Below are 16,401 nucleotides of genomic sequence, written 5' to 3' on the forward strand. Positions count from 1 at the left end.
CGCTCACAACAAGCAATATCCTCCGTTCTACAGGGTTGTCCGCGGGTGCCTCATTTCGAACCGAAATTACTGACCGTATCGATCGTCGTCTACAAGCCGGACGTGCGACTGCTGATGCAGACACTTTCCAGTCTGCTTGTCGCATTGGAGAGGCTCGAGGTGAGCCGGCCGGGCGCGCGCACGGTCCTCTACCTCGTCGATAACGGCGGCGCGCCGGTTTCGTTGCCGCTGTTTGGCGAGATGCGTTCGCGCGGCATCGAATGCATCTTCATCGGCGGTCACGGCAATGTGGGTTACGGACGCGGCCACAACTATGCCGTCCAGCGAGCTGCGAGCCGCTACCACCTGATCTTGAACTCCGATGTCGATCTGGACGAAAATGCGCTCGTGGCGGCGATCGATTTTTTTGACGCTCATCCGGACGTTGGTCTCGTCACGCCGCATGTGGACGACGAGCGCGGGCATACGCAGTACTTGTGCAGGCGTTATCCGGCATTGTTTGACCTTTTTGTGCGGGGATTCATGCCTGCCGGCATCCGAGGCCTGTTTTCTCGGCGGCTGGCACGCTACGAGATGCGGGATGTGGTCAACGCGACCGACGTCGTTTGGGAGCCGGAAATCGTCAGCGGTTGCTTCATGCTGTTTCGAACGGACGTGTTGAAGGCGTTGGGCGGGTTCGATTCGCGCTACTTCCTGTATTTCGAGGACTACGACCTGAGCTTGCGTACGCATGACGTCGCGCGAGTCGCCTATGTGCCTGCGATCATGATTCGCCACTACGGTGGCGGTGCCGCCCGCAAGGGAATGCGCCATGTTCGCTTGTTCGCGACGTCGGCATTCCGTTTCTTCAACCGCTTCGGCTGGAAGTGGCTATGAGCAGGATCGTCGTTACCGGGGCGAACGGTTTCGTCGGGCGCGCGCTCTGTCGTGTACTGCTCGCGGCCGGGCACGAAGTGACGGGGCTGGTGCGTCGCAGGGGAGGCTGCATCGACGGCGTATCGGAGTGGGTGCACGAGGCCGATGACTTCGTCGGCGTCGCCGATCGTTGGCCTTCGAGCCTCCAGGCGGACGTCGTAGTGCATCTTGCCGCACGCGTCCATGTGATGCGGGACCGCGTACTCGATCCTGACACGGCGTTTCGCACATCGAACGTTGCGGCGACGCTGCGCGTTGCTCGAGCCGCCCGGCAGCAAGGCGCACGGCGATTTGTGTTCTTGAGCAGTATCAAGGCGATTGCTGAAGCCGACGGCGGCGCGCCGCTGCGCGAGGATTCGATACCGGCGCCTCAGGACGCTTACGGACGCTCGAAGCTCGAAGCCGAACGCGCGCTCGAGCAGCTGCGCGACGGGGCGAGCTTCGATACGGTCATCATTCGGCCGCCGCTCGTGTATGGTCCCGAAGTTCGCGCCAATTTCCTGAGTCTGATGCGTGCGGTCGCGCAAGGGGTGCCGTTGCCGCTGGGGGCCGTGCGAGCGCGCCGGAGTATGGTGTATGTCGACAATCTCGCCGACGCGGTGATGCATTGCGCAATCGAGCCGGCCGCCATGCAAGGGTGCTTCCATGTCGCGGACGATGGCGCGCCAACCATCGCCGAGTTGGTGAATGACATCGCGCGCCATCTCGGGCGGTCAGCACGTTTGTTGCCTATACCCGAACCGTTGCTACGCGTTGTGGGGGCGATGACGGGGCGTACTGCGCAGATAGATCGTTTGACGAACGATTTGCGACTCGACACGGCGCACATTCGCGCGGTGCTCGGCTGGCGGCCGCCATACTCGCGCGAAGAAGGGCTTGCGGAAACGACTCGTTGGTTCCAGTCGCTTGATCGATGCCAGTCGTTGGAAGACACACGATGTTCCAGTTGAATTCGACCATCACATGGGCCGTTGCGTTTGCCTCGGCCGCCGCGATCGCCTCCGCGCTGATTCTCAGATGGCTGCTTGCGAGCGGGTGGGCATGGCGGCTTGCGACCGACGTGCCGAACGATCGCTCGATGCATACCAAGCCGACGCCGCGTATGGGCGGATGGGGCATCGTACCCGTCGGTGCACTTGCGATCGGGCTCGCGGCGCCCTATCTGTGGGGGATTGCCGTGGCGATGCTGTTTCTCGCGATCGTCTCTCACGTCGATGACCGTCGCGGATTGCCGGCACGGGTCCGATTCGCCGCCCACATCATTGCATCCGTCGCGGTGGTCGTTGCGTATTCGAGCGGCCTGGCGTGGTTCTGGGTCCCGGTATTCGTGGTGGCGCTTGCATGGTTGATCAACCTGTACAACTTCATGGACGGGGCGGACGGCCTTGCTGGTGGTATGGCTTTCTTCGGTTTCGGTGGCTATGCGTTTGCAGCGCTCGCAGGACCTCATCCGTCCATCGGATTGGGTTGGGCATGCGCCGCGATTGCCGGTGCGGCAGCGGGATTTCTGCTCCTCAATTTTCATCCGGCCAAGCTTTTCCTGGGCGACGCGGGCTCGATTTCGCTTGGTTTTCTGGCTGGCACGTTCGGCTATTGGGGATGGCGCCACGAGGTCTGGCCGCTGTGGTTCCCACTCGTGGTTTTTGCCCCTTTTATTGTCGATGCATCTGTAACACTATTGCGACGTTTGTTACGAGGCGAAAAGTTCTGGCAAGCGCACCGTGAGCATTATTATCAGCGCATGGTGCGTTTAGGCGTCGGGCACGCGCGGACAGCACTGTATTGGTACGCAATCATGCTGGTTGGCGCCGTTGTGTCGCTTTCAGTGTTGACGAGTTCTCCCGCGATCCAGTGGATGAGCATCGCCATTTGGGGATTGATTCTATTTCTCATTGGGGCAGCCATCGACGTTCGCTGGAGCCGCTTCCAAATACTCACATCAAAATAAACGCAATATGACGCGAACGTTTCGCCCCAAGGCTTCATGGCTTTCCCTGGGCGCCTTCCTGTTCGACTTGATGGCGGTCGTATGCGCATGGTTGATCGCATACGTGGTTCGATTCAACGGTGTAATACCGCCCCAATTCCTGAGCGGCGCCTTCGTCGCGCTCGTATGGGTGGTTCCGTTGTACGGTCTGCTGTTTCATGTTTTCGGCTTGTACCGCGGCCTCTGGGTATTCGCGAGCCTGCCGGATCTGCTGCGCATCTCGAAGGCCGTGGTGGGCGGCAGCCTGATCGTAATGATCGGCGCGGTAATGCTACAGCCGGTTCCGATCATTCCCCGTTCGGTGCTTGTCCTGTCGCCGATGCTGCTGTTTCTCGCGATGGGCGGCGCGCGGGCGCTCTATCGGGCGACGAAGGAGTTCTATCTATACGGCGGCTTGATCGGGCAGGGCAAGCCGGTGCTGATTCTCGGCGCGGGCAACGCCGGCGCGAGTCTCGCCCGTGAGCTGTCTCGTTCCGGCGAATGGCGCCTTGCCGGTTTGCTCGACGACGATCCCGCAAAACACGGCCGTGAAGTCTACGGCTACAAAGTCCTTGGCCCCATCAGCGAAGTCGCGCACTGGGCCGAGGCAGCAAAAGCCGAATACGCGATCATCGCGATTCCATCCGCATCGGTCGAGACGCAACGCCGCGTCGCCACCCTCTGCGTGCGCGCCGGCGTCAAGGCGATGGTGCTGCCGTCGCTGACCGCATTGATGCCCGGCCAAGGCATCCTGTCGCAGATCCGCCAGATCGACCTCGAAGACCTGCTCGGCCGCGAGGCCGTGACGATCGACACGCCGCACGTCGAAGCGCTGTTGCGCGGCCGCGTCGTGATGGTGACGGGCGCAGGCGGCTCGATCGGCTCGGAGCTGTGCCGCCAGATCCTGAAGTTCCAGCCCGCGCAACTGATCGCGTTCGACCTGTCCGAATATGCGATGTACCGTCTCACGGAAGAGTTGCGCGAGCGCTTCCCCGATCTGCCCGTCGTGCCGATCATCGGCGATGCGAAGGATTCGCTGCTGCTCGACCAGGTGATGTCGCGCTACGCGCCGCACATCGTGTTCCATGCGGCCGCGTACAAGCACGTGCCGCTGATGGAGGAGCTCAACGCGTGGCAGGCGTTGCGCAACAACGTGCTCGGCACCTATCGCGTCGCGCGCGCGGCGATTCGCCACGACGTCCGGCATTTCGTGCTGATCTCGACCGACAAGGCCGTGAACCCGACGAACGTGATGGGCGCGAGCAAGCGCTTGGCCGAGATGGCGTGTCAGGCGCTGCAGCAGACGAGCGCGCGCACGCAGTTCGAGACGGTGCGCTTCGGCAACGTGCTAGGCAGCGCGGGCAGCGTGATTCCGAAGTTCCAGCAGCAGATCGCGAAGGGCGGCCCGGTGACGGTCACGCATCCGGAGATCACGCGCTTCTTCATGACGATTCCCGAGGCGTCGCAGCTCGTGCTGCAGGCGTCGAGCATGGGGCAGGGCGGCGAGATCTTCATTCTCGACATGGGCGAGCCGGTGAAGATCGTCGATCTCGCGCGCGACCTGATCCGCCTTTACGGCTTTACCGAGGACCACATCCGCATCGAGTTCAGCGGGCTGCGTCCGGGCGAGAAGCTCTACGAGGAACTGCTCGCCGACGACGAGACGACAACCCGCACGCCGCATCCGAAGCTGCGCACGGCGCGTGCGCGCGAGGTGCCGGATCATCTGCTCGACGAACTGCTGCCGTGGCTGATGCAGCACCGAGTGCTGAGCGATGACGAAGTGCGGCGCGATCTGCGGCGCTGGGTGCCCGAGTATCAACCCGCCGTCGGCCCGACGCTGCAGAGCGTGCCGACCGGCAGCGGGCTGGTCGCCGGCCTCGGTCGCGACGCCTGACGCTACAAGGAAGGCACAAGGAAGGCGAGACGGTTCCGGCCGGGATGCTGTCGAAGTCGGCCCGCACGTCCGCCGCCCGGGCGGCGGCAAGGCCGAGGGCTTCGGCAGGTCGAAGCGGCCTGCCCGCAGGCAAGCGCGAAGTCCAACAAAAAGCGCGAATCGAAGACCGATTCGCGCTTTTTTGTTGCCCGCCGCCACGCCGCCGCCGCGTTACCGCTTCGGCTGCTGCTTGCGAATGACCATCCATCTCGGCGACTTGAACCGGACGATGCTCACATAGAGCCACACGTAAGTGAGCGCGAACACGATCACGAACGCGAACAGATGAATCGTGTGCTGCCAGAAGAGCGTGGCGGGAATCACCGCGATGAGGCAGAGCAGCCACAGATACGGCGACGTCAGCGAATTCCGGCGCGTCAGCTCATGGGCGGCGCGCGTGCCGACCGCCCAGCGCATCAGCCGCTTGTAGACGAGCATGTGCAGGTGCACGCCGTCCGGGATGCCCGGCGACATCCCGCGAACGAACTTCTTCCGGTAGATCGAGAAGCAGGTCTCGAAGATCGGGTACATGAACAGCAGCACCGGATACCACGCGGACACTTCGCGGTGCCGCATCACGAGCGAGATCGCGAGCTCGGCGAGCATGAAGCCGATGAAGTACGCGCCGCCGTCGCCGAGGAAGATCAGGCCCGCCGGGAAGTTCCAGATGAAGAAGCCCATGATCGCGCCCATCATCACGATCGAGCCGGACATCACGACCGGGTCGCCGACCTGGAACGCGACGTACGCGAGCGATGCGAACATCATGAACGCGACCATCGAAGCGAGCCCGTTGAAGCCGTCGATGATGTTGACCGCGTTCGCGAGCGCGGCGACGGCGAGCACCGTGACCGCGGCAGAGATCGCCGTGTAGCCGAGCAGGAAATCGAGGGGCGGCACGCTGATGCGCGTGATCGCGATGCCCATCAGCGCGAACGCGAGCGCTGCGGCCGCCATCGTGCACACGAGCCGCGCCGCGGGCGTCACCTTCTTCGTCAGGTCCTCGATCAGCCCGGACGCGAAGGCGGGCAGCCCGCACGCGGCGAGCCCGAGGATGCCGCCCGCGATCGCCGGGTATCGTCGCGACAGCAGCGCTGTCGCGACGACGAGCCCGATCAGGATGCCGATGCCGCCCACGCGCGGCACCGGCCGCGCATGGAATTTCTGCACGCCGGCAAGGTCGTTGTCGATCGAGAATTTCTCGTGCAGGTGCGCATAGCGGACGATGAGCAGCGTGACGAGAAGCGAGACGATGAAGCCGACGGCGAAGCTGAGCATGGGTGTGCCCGGAAATTGGACAGCGGATTATACAAAACCGCGCGGGTTGTTCTCCTGCCAGCGCCAGTGGTCCGCGCACATCCGCTCGAGGTCGCGCTCGGCCTTCCAGCCGATCACCTCGGCCGCCGCGGCGGGGTTCGCGTAGCACTCGGCGACGTCGCCCGGGCGGCGCGCGACGAGCTCGTACGGCACGGGCCGCCCCGATGCCTTCTCGAACGCGCGCACGACTTCGAGCACGCTGTAGCCGCGGCCCGTGCCGAGGTTGACGGTGAGGCTCGCGTCGCGGCGCTCGAGCGCGTCGAGCGCCGCGATGTGGCCGCGCGCGAGGTCGACGACGTGGATGTAATCGCGCACGCCGGTGCCGTCGGGCGTCGCGTAGTCGCTGCCGAACACGCGCAGCTTTTCGAGCTTGCCCACCGCGACCTGCGCGACGTACGGCATCAGGTTGTTCGGAATGCCGGCCGGGTCCTCGCCGATGAGGCCGCTCTCGTGCGCGCCGACCGGATTGAAGTAGCGCAGCGTCGCGACGCGCCACGACGGATCGGCGGCTTCGACGTCGCGCAGGATCTGCTCGGCCATCAGCTTCGTCTGGCCGTACGGGTTGGTCGCCGAAAGCGGGAACGTCTCGTCGATCGGCGAGCGCTCGGGCACGCCGTACACGGTCGCCGACGAGCTGAACACGATCCGCTTCACGCCGCGCTCGCGCATCACGCGCAGCAGCGACAGCAGGCTGTCGAGGTTGTTGCGGTAGTACTCGACGGGCTTCGCGACCGATTCGCCCACCGCCTTCAGCGCCGCGAAGTGAATCGCGGCCGTGATCGGATGCGCGTCGAAGATCCGCGCGAGCGCGCGTTCGTCGCTCACGTCGGCTTCGTGGAACGCGGGCGTCTTGCCGGTGATCTGCTCGATCCGCGCGATCGCCTCGCGCTTGCTGTTGACGAGGTTGTCGGCGATCACGACGTCGTAGCCGTGCTCGAGCAGTTCGACGGCGGTGTGCGAACCGATATAGCCCGCGCCGCCGGTGACGAGGATCGTGCCCTTCGTGCTCATTGCTGATTGCTCCGTCAAAATGTGATGCCCGTCAGGGCGGAAATTGTCTGATGATAACGTTCGACGACCTTCGCTTCGTCGAATTCCGCGACGACTTTCCGCCGCCCGCGTTCGCCCATCGCGCGCCGCTCGGCCGCGCTCATGTCGAGCATCCGCGCGAGTTGCGCGGCGAGGCTCGCGCTGTCGCGGGCCGCGCATAGCAGGCCCGTTTCGCCGTCGGCGACGACGTCGCGGCAGCCGGGCACGTCGGTCGCGACGATCGGCCGCCCCATCGCGGACGCCTCCATCAGCGTGCGCGGCACGCCCTCGCGATATGAGGGCAGCACGACGCAGTCGGCGCCGGCAATGTGCGGCCGCACGTCGTGCGCCTCGCCGAGATAATCGATCACGCCCTCGCGCACCCATGCGTCGACGTCGGCCCGCGAGATCGCGCTCGGGTTGTCGACGCCGACCGGGCCGAGCAGCGCGAAGCGCGCGTGCGGATAGCGCGTGCGCAGCGCGCGCGCCGCGTCGACGTATTCGCGCACGCCCTTGTCCCACAGCAGCCGGCCGATCAGCACGAACGTGAACGTGTCGCGCGCGGGCAGCGGCGCGAGCGCGAACTGCTCGAGGTCGACGCCTTCGCCGTGCAGCAGGCGCGCGCGCGCCGGATGCGCGAGGAGCTGCTCGTGCGCAAACGTATCGAGATCGTCGCGGTTCAGAAACCAGACTTCGCGCGGAAAGCGGAACGCGAAGCGGTACAGGTGCTTCGCGACGCGCGCGGCGTGGCTCTGCTGGATGAACACGTAGCCGAGGCCCGTCGTCACCGCGATCGACGGCACGCGCGCGAGCCACGCGGCGATCGAGCCGTAGATGTTCGGCTTGATCGTGTAATGGAACACGAGATCGGGCCGGATCGCGCGATAGTGCCGATAGAGCGCGACGAGCGTGCGCAGGTCCTCGCGCGGGCTCGTGCCTTTCGACGCGACGGGCAGCTCCGCGTAGCGGCAGCCCATCCGCACGAGCGGCTCGACGGTGCGGTCGCGCGGCGCGAGCACCGTCACCTGCGCGCCGCGCGCGATCAGCATGCGAAGCAGGCCTTGCCGGTATGTGTAGATCGCCCAGGCAGTATTGCAGACGAGAACGATGCGCGGGGCGGAAGCGGAACTCATGTCGGACTGAAAAAAATAATCGGGCGCGCGCGAACGCGACGGCGCGCGGCGCGTCATGCCGCGCCGCGCGGCGCGAACAGCAGGCGCTTCGCGCGCTGCAGCGTGGAGTAGGGCGTTACAAAATGAAGCAGGTTTTTCGCGACGCCGAGCCAATCGCACGGATTGAGCGGATCGAAGTAGCGCAGCGCGAGCGCGAGCGTCGACGCGATCTGCCGCCGCCGCTTCGTCGCGCTGATGCCGCCCTCGTTCAATTCGTAATACAAGCCGAGCTCCGGCAAGTTCGCGCAATCGTAGCGTTCCATTAACCGTAAAAAAAGATCGAGGTCTTCCGCCGCGCGATATTTGATCCGATAGTTGCCGACTTCCTTCACCGCCGCCACGTCGAGCATCATCGACGGATGGACGAACGGCGAGCGCAGGAAGCGCGTGCGGCGCAGCGTCGCCGGATCGGCGCTCGGGGTCAGCATGAAAAGCGGCCGGCCGTCGCGCGACACGACCTGCGTCCACATGCCGAGGCCCGCGACGTTCGGGTGCGTGTCGAAATACGCGCGCTGCTTCGCGAGCCTGCCGGGCGCGGCGAGGTCGCCCGCGTCGAGGCGCGCCGCATAACGGAAGCCGCGCTTGGCGAGCGCTTCGATGCCGGCCGCGAGCGCGCGCTCGATCCCGCCGTTTCGAGGCATCCGCAGCACGTCGACCGACAGCCCCGGCAGTTCCGGCGCGGCGATGGGCGGCGTGCTGCCGTCGTCGACGACGAGCACGTGCACGGGCGCGTCCTCGCGCAACGACATCAGCGTGCGCAGCAGATCGTCGTGCGCGTTGTACGCGGGGATCAGCACGGCGACGTCGTCGAGCGAACGGGCGGCGCCGGGCGGGGCGAAAGAGGGCGTCATGGGCGCAGCTTCACGCGAATATAGTAGAAATTGACCGACGCGGCGGCGAGGTAGCCGGCGGCGAGGCCCGCGAGCGCGCCATAGAGGCCGAGCGCGGGGATCGCGATCAGGTTGACGAGCGCGGCGAGCGCGAGCGCCATCGACCACTTCGCGAGCAGCACGAACTTCGCCTGGTACTTGAGCACGACGAGATTGCCGATCGCCTCGATGCCGGCCGGCACCGACAGCCACACCGCCCAGCGGAACACGTCGACCGACGTGTCGAAGCCGGGCCCGAACACGTTGCGGATGATGAGGCCCGCGAGCAGGTCGAGCACGAGCGCGCCCGCGACCATCAGCGCGGCCGTCATGCCGATCAGACGCCAGACGTTGCGGCGCAGTTGCCGCGCGTCCTGCACGCGATAGACGAACGCGGGCGCGATCGTCTGCGCGAGCATCAGCGCGAGCGTGATCCAGTTCTCGTTCAGTTGCTGCGCGGCCGCGTAGCGGCCGAGCTCGGCGAACGACACGTAGCGCTCGAGCATCAGCCGGTCGAGCTTCAGGAACAGATACATGCACACGAGGCCGAGCCAGAACACGGTGCCCGTCGTCGCGAACTCGCGCACGAGCGGCCGCTCGACGCGCCAGCCGAGCGCGCCGCCGTTGCGGTCGCGGTAATACCACATCAGCGCGGCCGCGATCGCCGCGGCTTCGAGCGCCCAAAGCCAGCCGAAGCGCGCGGGCGCGGCGGCCGCGCGCACGAAGAGCCACACGAGCGCCATCTTCGCGAGCGCGGCCGCGATGCTCGCGAGCAGTTGCGGCTTGCTGTACGTCATGCTTTGCAGCCACGCGTTGACGATGCCGACGAACGGCTCGCGCAGCGCGAGCGTCACGGCGAGCCCGGCGAGCATCGCGCCGACGAGCGGATCGAACGCACCCAGGGCGATCGCCGCCCACGTGAGCGCGAGCGCCGCGACCGATACGGTGAAGCGCAGCGCGAACGCGCTGCCGAGCACGGCGCCCAGTCGCGCGCCCGTGCGCTGGACGATCGTCGGCACGAGGATCTCCGCGCCGCACACCCACGTGAGCGGCGCGAGGACGAGCAGGAGCGTGTTCGCGTATTGCCATTTGCCGAATGCGTCGGGGCCGAAGTAGCGGGCGAGCAGGCCGCTCACGACGATCGCGACGCCGATCTGCGTGAGCCGCTCGAGCCCGAGCCACGCGAGGTTCGCGACGGCCTTCGCGACGTCGGGGTTCGAAAGCCTGGATTTCAGCATGGCGCGCGGCGCGGCAACGTGCGCGAGATGACCGGGCCGGCCGACCGCGGGAGCGGTTTTGCTGCGATGAAGCATTCAGGCATTAAAATGGGCGCGATCGGCGTAGCTGAAACCAGCGATTATAAGTTGGATCGGATTCGCTTCCGGCATCCGCAGGGCCCTGCGTTGCCCCTCGTCGGTCCGTTCGGGCGATAATTTTTTACGCATTCGCGTTGAGGCGGCCAAATCTTTTATGGACGACACAGAGAGTGAATCGATGATCTCCCAATCCATCTTCAAGGCATACGATATTCGGGGCGTGATCGGCAAGACGCTCGACGCCGACGTCGCGCGCTCGATCGGCCGCGCATTCGGCAGCGAAGTGCGCGCGCAGGGCGGCGACGCGGTCGTCGTCGCGCGCGACGGCCGTCTGTCGGGCCCCGAACTCGTCGGCGCGCTCGCGGACGGGCTGCGCGCGGCGGGCGTCGACGTCGTCGACGTCGGCATGGTGCCGACGCCGGTCGGCTACTTCGCGGCGAGCGTGCCGCTCGCGCTGTCGGGCGGCGAGCGCCGCGTCGACTCGTGCATCGTCGTCACCGGCAGCCACAATCCGCCCGACTACAACGGCTTCAAGATGGTGCTGCGCGGCGCCGCGATCTACGGCGACCAGATCCAGGGCCTGTACAAGCGCATCGTCGACGCGCGCTTCGAGACCGGCAGCGGCTCGTACGAGCAATACGACGTTGCCGATCAGTACGTCGAGCGCATCGTCGGCGACATCAAGCTCACGCGGCCGCTGAAGCTCGTCGTCGACGCGGGCAACGGCGTCGCGGGCCCGCTCGCGACGCGCCTGTTCAAGGCGCTCGGCTGCGAGCTCGTCGAGCTGTTCACCGACATCGACGGCAACTTCCCGAACCATCACCCGGACCCGGCGCACCCGGAGAACCTGCAGGACGTGATCGCGAAGCTGAAGGCGACCGACGCCGAGATCGGCTTCGCGTTCGACGGCGACGGCGATCGCCTCGGCGTCGTCACGAAGGACGGCCAGATCATCTATCCGGACCGCCAGCTGATGCTGTTCGCCGAGGAAGTGCTGTCGCGCAATCCGGGCGCGCAAATCATCTACGACGTGAAGTGCACGCGCAATCTCGCGCGCTGGGTGCGCGAGAAGGGCGGCGAGCCGCTGATGTGGAAGACGGGCCACTCGCTCGTGAAGGCGAAGCTGCGCGAAACCGGCGCGCCGCTCGCGGGCGAGATGAGCGGCCACGTGTTCTTCAAGGATCGCTGGTACGGCTTCGACGACGGTCTCTACACGGGCGCGCGCCTGCTCGAGATCCTCGCGCGCGTGGCGGACCCGAGCGCGCTCCTGAACGGCCTGCCGAACGCGGTGTCGACGCCCGAGCTTCAGCTCAAGCTCGAAGAGGGCGAGAACGTGAAGCTGATCGACAAGCTGCGCGCCGACGCGAAGTTCGACGGCGCGGACGAAGTCGTGACGATCGACGGCCTGCGCGTCGAGTATCCGGACGGCTTCGGCCTCGCGCGCTCGTCGAACACGACGCCCGTAGTCGTGCTGCGCTTCGAGGCGACGTCCGACGCGGCGCTCGCGCGAATCCAGGACGATTTCCGGCGCGCGCTGAAGGCGGCGAAGCCGGGCGCGAACCTGCCGTTCTGAGCTTGACGGCGACGCGTCGCGCGGCGGGGACGGTTCGTCCGACCTTGCGCTGACGCAAGCCTCGTCGAAAAAGCGGCGACGCATTCGTGCGTTCGCCGCTTTTTGTCTGTGCCGGCCGCCCGGCGCGATAAAATCCGTCCTTTCGGTCTGTGCCGGCCGCCGCCGGCCATTTTTCTCAGCGTGCAAAAAATTCTGATCGTGCGCGTGTCGTCGCTCGGCGACGTCGTGCATAACATGCCGGTGATCGCCGATATTCGCCGGCGCCATCCCGATGCGCAGATCGACTGGCTCGTCGAGGAAGGCTTCGCCGATCTCGTGCGGCTCGTCGACGGCGTGCGCAACGTGCTGCCGTTCTCGCTGCGGCGCTGGCGCAAGCGCCTGAGCGCATCGCAGACGTGGCGCGAGATCCGCGCATTCCGGCGGCGTCTCGCCGAACAGCGCTACGACCTCGTGATCGACTGCCAGGGGCTCATCAAGACCGCGTGGGTCGCGAGCTGGGCGCGCGGGCCGCTCGTCGGCCTCGGCAACCGCACCGACGGCGCCGGCTACGAATGGCCGGTGCGCTTCTTCTACGACAAGCGCGTGCCGATCGCGCCGCGCACGCACGTCGTCGAGCGCTCGCGGCAACTCGTCGCGGCGGCGCTGGGAGACCCCGCGCCGGCGCCCGACGATCCGATCGACTTCGGCCTCGACACGCACGGCGCGGCGCGCGCGCTCGCGTCGCTCGATTTGAACCTGCCGGTGCCTTACGTCGTGTTCGTGCATGCGACGTCGCGCGCCGACAAGCAGTGGCCCGACGACGCGTGGATCGGCCTGGGCGAGGCGCTCGTGCGGCGCGGCGCGTCGCTCGTGCTGCCGTGGGGCAGCGACGCCGAGCGCGCGACGAGCGAGCGGCTCGCGAAGGCGTTCGGCGCGGCGGCGATCGTGCCGCCGAAGCTGTCGCTGCCCGCGGTCGTCGGCTTGATCGACGGTGCGGCCGCGACGGTCGGCGTCGATACCGGCCTCGTCCACATCGCGGCGGCGCTCAAGCGCCCGACCGTCGAACTGTACAATTTCGCGACAGCCTGGCGCACGGGCGGCTACTGGTCGGCCAACGTCGTCAACCTCGGCACCGCCGGCGCGCCGCCATCCCTTTCGCAGACGAAGGACGCCCTCGCGTCGTTCGGCCTCTTGTAATCCCGACAGGCGATCATGAGCGAATCCCAGATCATCGAAATTGCGTCCGCCGACTGGAGCGGCCAACAACTGTCCGTGCCGCGCGAGCAACTGCTCGCCGGCCTCGAGGACGGCAAGGTGCTGTTCTTCCCGCATCTGCGCTTCGCGATCGAAGGCGGCGAGGAAGCGCTGCTCGATCCGGCGCTCGCCGATCCGAAACGCAAGAACATCAGTCTCGCGCCGAACGGCGGCGCGCTCGCGGGCGTGGCGGGCGACGCGGTCACGCAGTCGGCCGTGCGCGCGCTGATCGCGCGCTTCCAGCAGCAGGCGGGCACGCTCGTCGACGGGCTCTTTCCCGAGTATCGCGGCAAGCTGCGCGTCGCGCCGACGAGCCTGCGCCTGATGCAGGTCGAAACCCGCCAGACGTCGTGGCGCAAGGACGACAGCCGGCTGCACGTCGATGCGTTTCCGTCGCGGCCGAACTACGGCGAGCGGATCCTGCGCGTGTTCACGAACGTGAATCCGGCGGGCGTGCCGCGCGTGTGGCGCGTCGGCGAGCCGTTCGAGGACGTCGCGAAGCGCTTCTTGCCGCACATCAAGCCGCAGTTGCCGGGCGCCGCGTGGCTGCTTCACCTGCTGCACGTGACGAAGTCGCGCAGAAGCGCGTACGACCACCTGATGCTGAACCTGCACGACAGCATGAAGGCCGATCTCGACTATCAGAAGCGCAGCCCGCAGCAGACGATACCGTTTCCGTCCGGCAGCGTATGGGTGTGCTTCTCCGATCAGGCGTCGCACGCGGTGATGTCCGGCCAGTTCATGCTCGAGCAGACCTTCTTCCTGCCGGTCGGCGCGATGGTTCGCCCGGAGCGCGCGCCGCTCGGCATTCTCGAGCGCCTGCAGGGCAGGGCCCTCGTTTGAGCGCGCGCGACGTTTTCTTCGCCGGAGCCGCCGCGCGATGCTGAGGGCGATCTATCGCGCGCTGTGGTGGCTCGTCGCGCCGCTCGCGGTGCTGCGCCTCGTGTGGCGCTCGCGCAAGGAGCGTGGCTATCGCGAGCACATCGGCGAGCGCTTCGGCTTCGGGCCGGGGCGCGCGCTCGCGCGCCGCATCGACGAAGCGACGCCGGTGGTCTGGGTGCATGCGGTGTCGGTCGGCGAGACGCGCGCCGCGCAGCCGCTCGTCGACGCGCTGCTGCGCGCGCGGCCCGACGTGCATGTGCTGCTCACGCACATGACGCCGAGCGGCCGCGCGACGGGCGAGCAGATCTTCGGCGAGCGCGTGTCGCGCTGCTATCTGCCGTACGATCTGCCGCACGCCGTGCGGCGCTTCCTGCGCGCATGGCGGCCGTCGCTCGGGCTCGTGATGGAGACCGAGGTGTGGCCGACGCTCATCGACGAATGCCGTCGCGCCGACGTGCCGCTCGTGCTGACGAATGCGCGGATGTCGGCGCGCTCGTTCGGGCGAGCGGCGAAGTTCGGCGCAGCGGCTCGTGAAGTGTTCGGCGGTTTTTCGCGCGTGCTCGCGCAAAGCCCGGCCGACGCGGAGCGCTTGACCGCGCTCGGCGCGCGCAACGTCGCGGTGCTCGGCAATCTGAAGTTCGACATGACGACGCCGCCCGAACTCGCCGCGCGCGGGCGCGCGTGGCGCGCGGCGATCGGCGAGCGGCCGGTATGGGTGGCGGCGAGCACGCGCGACGGCGAAGAGGCGCTCGTGCTCGACGCGTTCGCCGCGCTGCGGACGCCGGATGCGCTGCTGATTCTCGTGCCGCGTCATCCGCAGCGCTTCGCCGAAGTCGCGGCGCTCGTCGAGCGCCGCGGGCTGCGCCACGCGCGCCGTACCGAATGGGCGGCCGACGCGGCCGCCGCCGCGGCGGGCGGGCCGGCCGCGCCGGCGCTGCCGCCGGACGTCGCGGTGCTGCTCGGCGATTCGATGGGCGAGCTGGGCGCGTACTATGCGGCCGCCGACGTCGCGTTCATCGGCGGCAGCCTGCTGCCGCTCGGCGGCCAGAATCTGATCGAGGCTTGCGCGGTCGGCGTGCCGGTGCTGATCGGCCCGCACGTGTTCAACTTCACGCAGGCGACGGCCGATGCGGTCACGGCGGGCGCGTGCGCGCAAGTGCAGGACCCGGCCGACCTCGCGCGCACGCTCGACGCGCTGTTCGCCGATCATGCGCGCCGCGCCGCGATGGGCGCGGCAGGCGCCGCATTCGCCGCGCGGCATCGCGGCGCGACGGCGCGCACCGTCGACGTGCTGAACGCGCTGCTGCCGCCGCCGCGCGTCGCGTCGTCGGCGAATGACGAAGGCGAGGCGGGCGGGCTCGACGCGGGAACGGCGATCGACTGAGCGCCGCGCGGCCGGTGTGCGGCGTCGTGCAGGAGGGCGGTGGCGTCGGCGCGATCGACGAAGTTGCCATTGCTGCCGGCGGCTGCGGCGTCGTGCGGCGACGGTGCGGCTTTGCGATCGCGTGGCGTCGAGCGCTCGACGCTCAGACCGTCAGCAATCCTTTCTTCTCGATGAACGCGATCACGTCGGCCACGCCGTCGAGCGCCTTCAGGTTGCACATCACGTACGGACGCTCGCCGCGCATCTTCTTCGTGTCGGATGCCATCACGTCGAGGTTGGCGCCGACAAGCGGAGCGAGATCCGTCTTGTTGATCACGAGCAGGTCCGATTTCGTGATGCCCGGGCCGCCCTTGCGCGGAATCTTCTCGCCGCCCGCGACGTCGATCACGTAGATCGTCAGGTCCGACAGCTCGGGGCTGAACGTCGCCGCGAGGTTGTCGCCGCCCGATTCGATGAACACGATGTCCGCATCCGGAAAGCGCGCGAGCATCCGCTCGACCGCCTCGAGATTGATCGACGCGTCCTCGCGAATCGCGGTGTGCGGGCAGCCGCCCGTCTCGACGCCCATGATCCGCTCTTCGGGCAGCGCGCCCGCGATCGTCAAGAGGCGCTGGTCTTCCTTCGTATAGATGTCGTTCGTGATCGCGACGAGGTCGTAGCGCTCGCGCATGCCCTTGCAGAGCATTTCGAGGAGCGTCGTCTTGCCGGAGCCGACAGGGCCGCCGATGCCGACGCGCAGCGGCGGGAGCTTCTTCGTGCGGCGGAGCGCCGTCGCGGTGTGAGGTGCGTGCATGATTCGGTGCGTGACG

14 protein-coding genes are annotated in these 16,401 nt (G+C 67.2%); 8 read left to right on the forward strand and 6 right to left on the reverse strand.

The genetic code is table 11. The features are described from left to right. The first annotated feature begins 45 nt into the window (after positions 1-45). The 4 genes from BTH_RS19750 to BTH_RS19765 are packed head-to-tail and all read left to right on the forward strand — an operon-like array spanning position 46 to position 4,778. Entirely contained in the window at positions 46-876 is an 831-nt protein-coding gene (locus BTH_RS19750; protein ID WP_009889599.1) for a glycosyltransferase family 2 protein, read from the forward strand. Next, positions 873-1,865: a UDP-glucose 4-epimerase family protein gene (locus BTH_RS19755; protein WP_009889600.1), complete on the forward strand. Its 993-nt coding sequence runs from the start codon at positions 873-875 to the stop codon at positions 1,863-1,865. Before BTH_RS19750 ends, BTH_RS19755 begins: the two co-directional genes overlap by 4 nt. Beyond that, positions 1,853-2,863, forward strand: a complete 1,011-nt coding sequence (locus BTH_RS19760) for an MraY family glycosyltransferase (protein WP_009889601.1) — start codon at positions 1,853-1,855, stop codon at positions 2,861-2,863. The genes BTH_RS19755 and BTH_RS19760 overlap by 13 nt, the downstream gene beginning before the upstream one ends. 7 nt (positions 2,864-2,870) lie before the next feature. After that, positions 2,871-4,778, forward strand: a complete 1,908-nt coding sequence (locus BTH_RS19765) for a nucleoside-diphosphate sugar epimerase/dehydratase (protein ID WP_009889602.1) — start codon at positions 2,871-2,873, stop codon at positions 4,776-4,778. Between the two features lie 210 nt (positions 4,779-4,988). Here the strand turns inward: BTH_RS19765 and BTH_RS19770 are convergent, their stop codons facing one another. From BTH_RS19770 to BTH_RS19790, 5 genes are read right to left on the reverse strand one after another with little or no spacing between them, the layout of a single operon-like run. Then, positions 4,989-6,095 (reverse strand): MraY family glycosyltransferase, encoded by a 1,107-nt coding sequence (locus BTH_RS19770; RefSeq protein WP_009904229.1) that lies wholly within the window; start codon positions 6,093-6,095, stop codon positions 4,989-4,991. A 27-nt stretch (positions 6,096-6,122) separates the two neighbouring features. Further along, complete coding sequence (gene galE / locus BTH_RS19775) at positions 6,123-7,145, reverse strand: UDP-glucose 4-epimerase GalE (RefSeq protein WP_011402082.1); 1,023 nt, start codon at positions 7,143-7,145, stop codon at positions 6,123-6,125. A 14-nt stretch (positions 7,146-7,159) separates the two neighbouring features. Continuing rightward, complete coding sequence (locus tag BTH_RS19780) at positions 7,160-8,296, reverse strand: glycosyltransferase family 4 protein (RefSeq protein WP_009904233.1); 1,137 nt, start codon at positions 8,294-8,296, stop codon at positions 7,160-7,162. A 53-nt stretch (positions 8,297-8,349) separates the two neighbouring features. After that, positions 8,350-9,186 (reverse strand): glycosyltransferase, encoded by an 837-nt coding sequence (locus tag BTH_RS19785; RefSeq protein ID WP_009889604.1) that lies wholly within the window; start codon positions 9,184-9,186, stop codon positions 8,350-8,352. Beyond that, positions 9,183-10,517: an oligosaccharide flippase family protein gene (locus BTH_RS19790; protein ID WP_009889605.1), complete on the reverse strand. Its 1,335-nt coding sequence runs from the start codon at positions 10,515-10,517 to the stop codon at positions 9,183-9,185. Before BTH_RS19790 ends, BTH_RS19785 begins: the two co-directional genes overlap by 4 nt. A 157-nt stretch (positions 10,518-10,674) precedes the next feature. On the opposite strand from BTH_RS19790, the gene BTH_RS19795 reads away from it, so the two are divergent. The 4 genes from BTH_RS19795 to waaA all read left to right on the forward strand — a co-directional run bounded on the left by BTH_RS19795 (position 10,675) and on the right by waaA (position 15,592). Beyond that, positions 10,675-12,093, forward strand: a complete 1,419-nt coding sequence (locus BTH_RS19795) for a phosphomannomutase/phosphoglucomutase (RefSeq protein WP_009889606.1) — start codon at positions 10,675-10,677, stop codon at positions 12,091-12,093. Positions 12,094-12,201: 108 nt separating this feature from the next. After that, positions 12,202-13,269 carry a lipopolysaccharide heptosyltransferase I gene (gene waaC / locus BTH_RS19800; RefSeq protein WP_011402084.1) on the forward strand — a complete coding sequence of 356 codons (1,068 nt, stop codon included), beginning with the start codon at positions 12,202-12,204 and terminating at the stop codon, positions 13,267-13,269. 15 nt (positions 13,270-13,284) lie between these two features. Beyond that, positions 13,285-14,169, forward strand: a complete 885-nt coding sequence (locus BTH_RS19805) for a Kdo hydroxylase family protein (protein ID WP_009889608.1) — start codon at positions 13,285-13,287, stop codon at positions 14,167-14,169. Positions 14,170-14,206: 37 nt separating this feature from the next. Beyond that, positions 14,207-15,592: a lipid IV(A) 3-deoxy-D-manno-octulosonic acid transferase gene (waaA, locus tag BTH_RS19810; RefSeq protein ID WP_009889609.1), complete on the forward strand. Its 1,386-nt coding sequence runs from the start codon at positions 14,207-14,209 to the stop codon at positions 15,590-15,592. 142 nt (positions 15,593-15,734) lie between these two features. On the opposite strand, the gene ureG is transcribed toward waaA, so the two are convergent. Further along, a complete protein-coding gene (ureG, locus tag BTH_RS19815) occupies positions 15,735-16,385 on the reverse strand; it encodes an urease accessory protein UreG (RefSeq protein ID WP_009889610.1) in 651 nt (216 codons plus the stop codon). Positions 16,386-16,401: the final 16 nt, after the last annotated feature.

It is taken from the genome of Burkholderia thailandensis E264 (genome assembly GCF_000012365.1).
Classification (GTDB): domain Bacteria; phylum Pseudomonadota; class Gammaproteobacteria; order Burkholderiales; family Burkholderiaceae; genus Burkholderia; species Burkholderia thailandensis.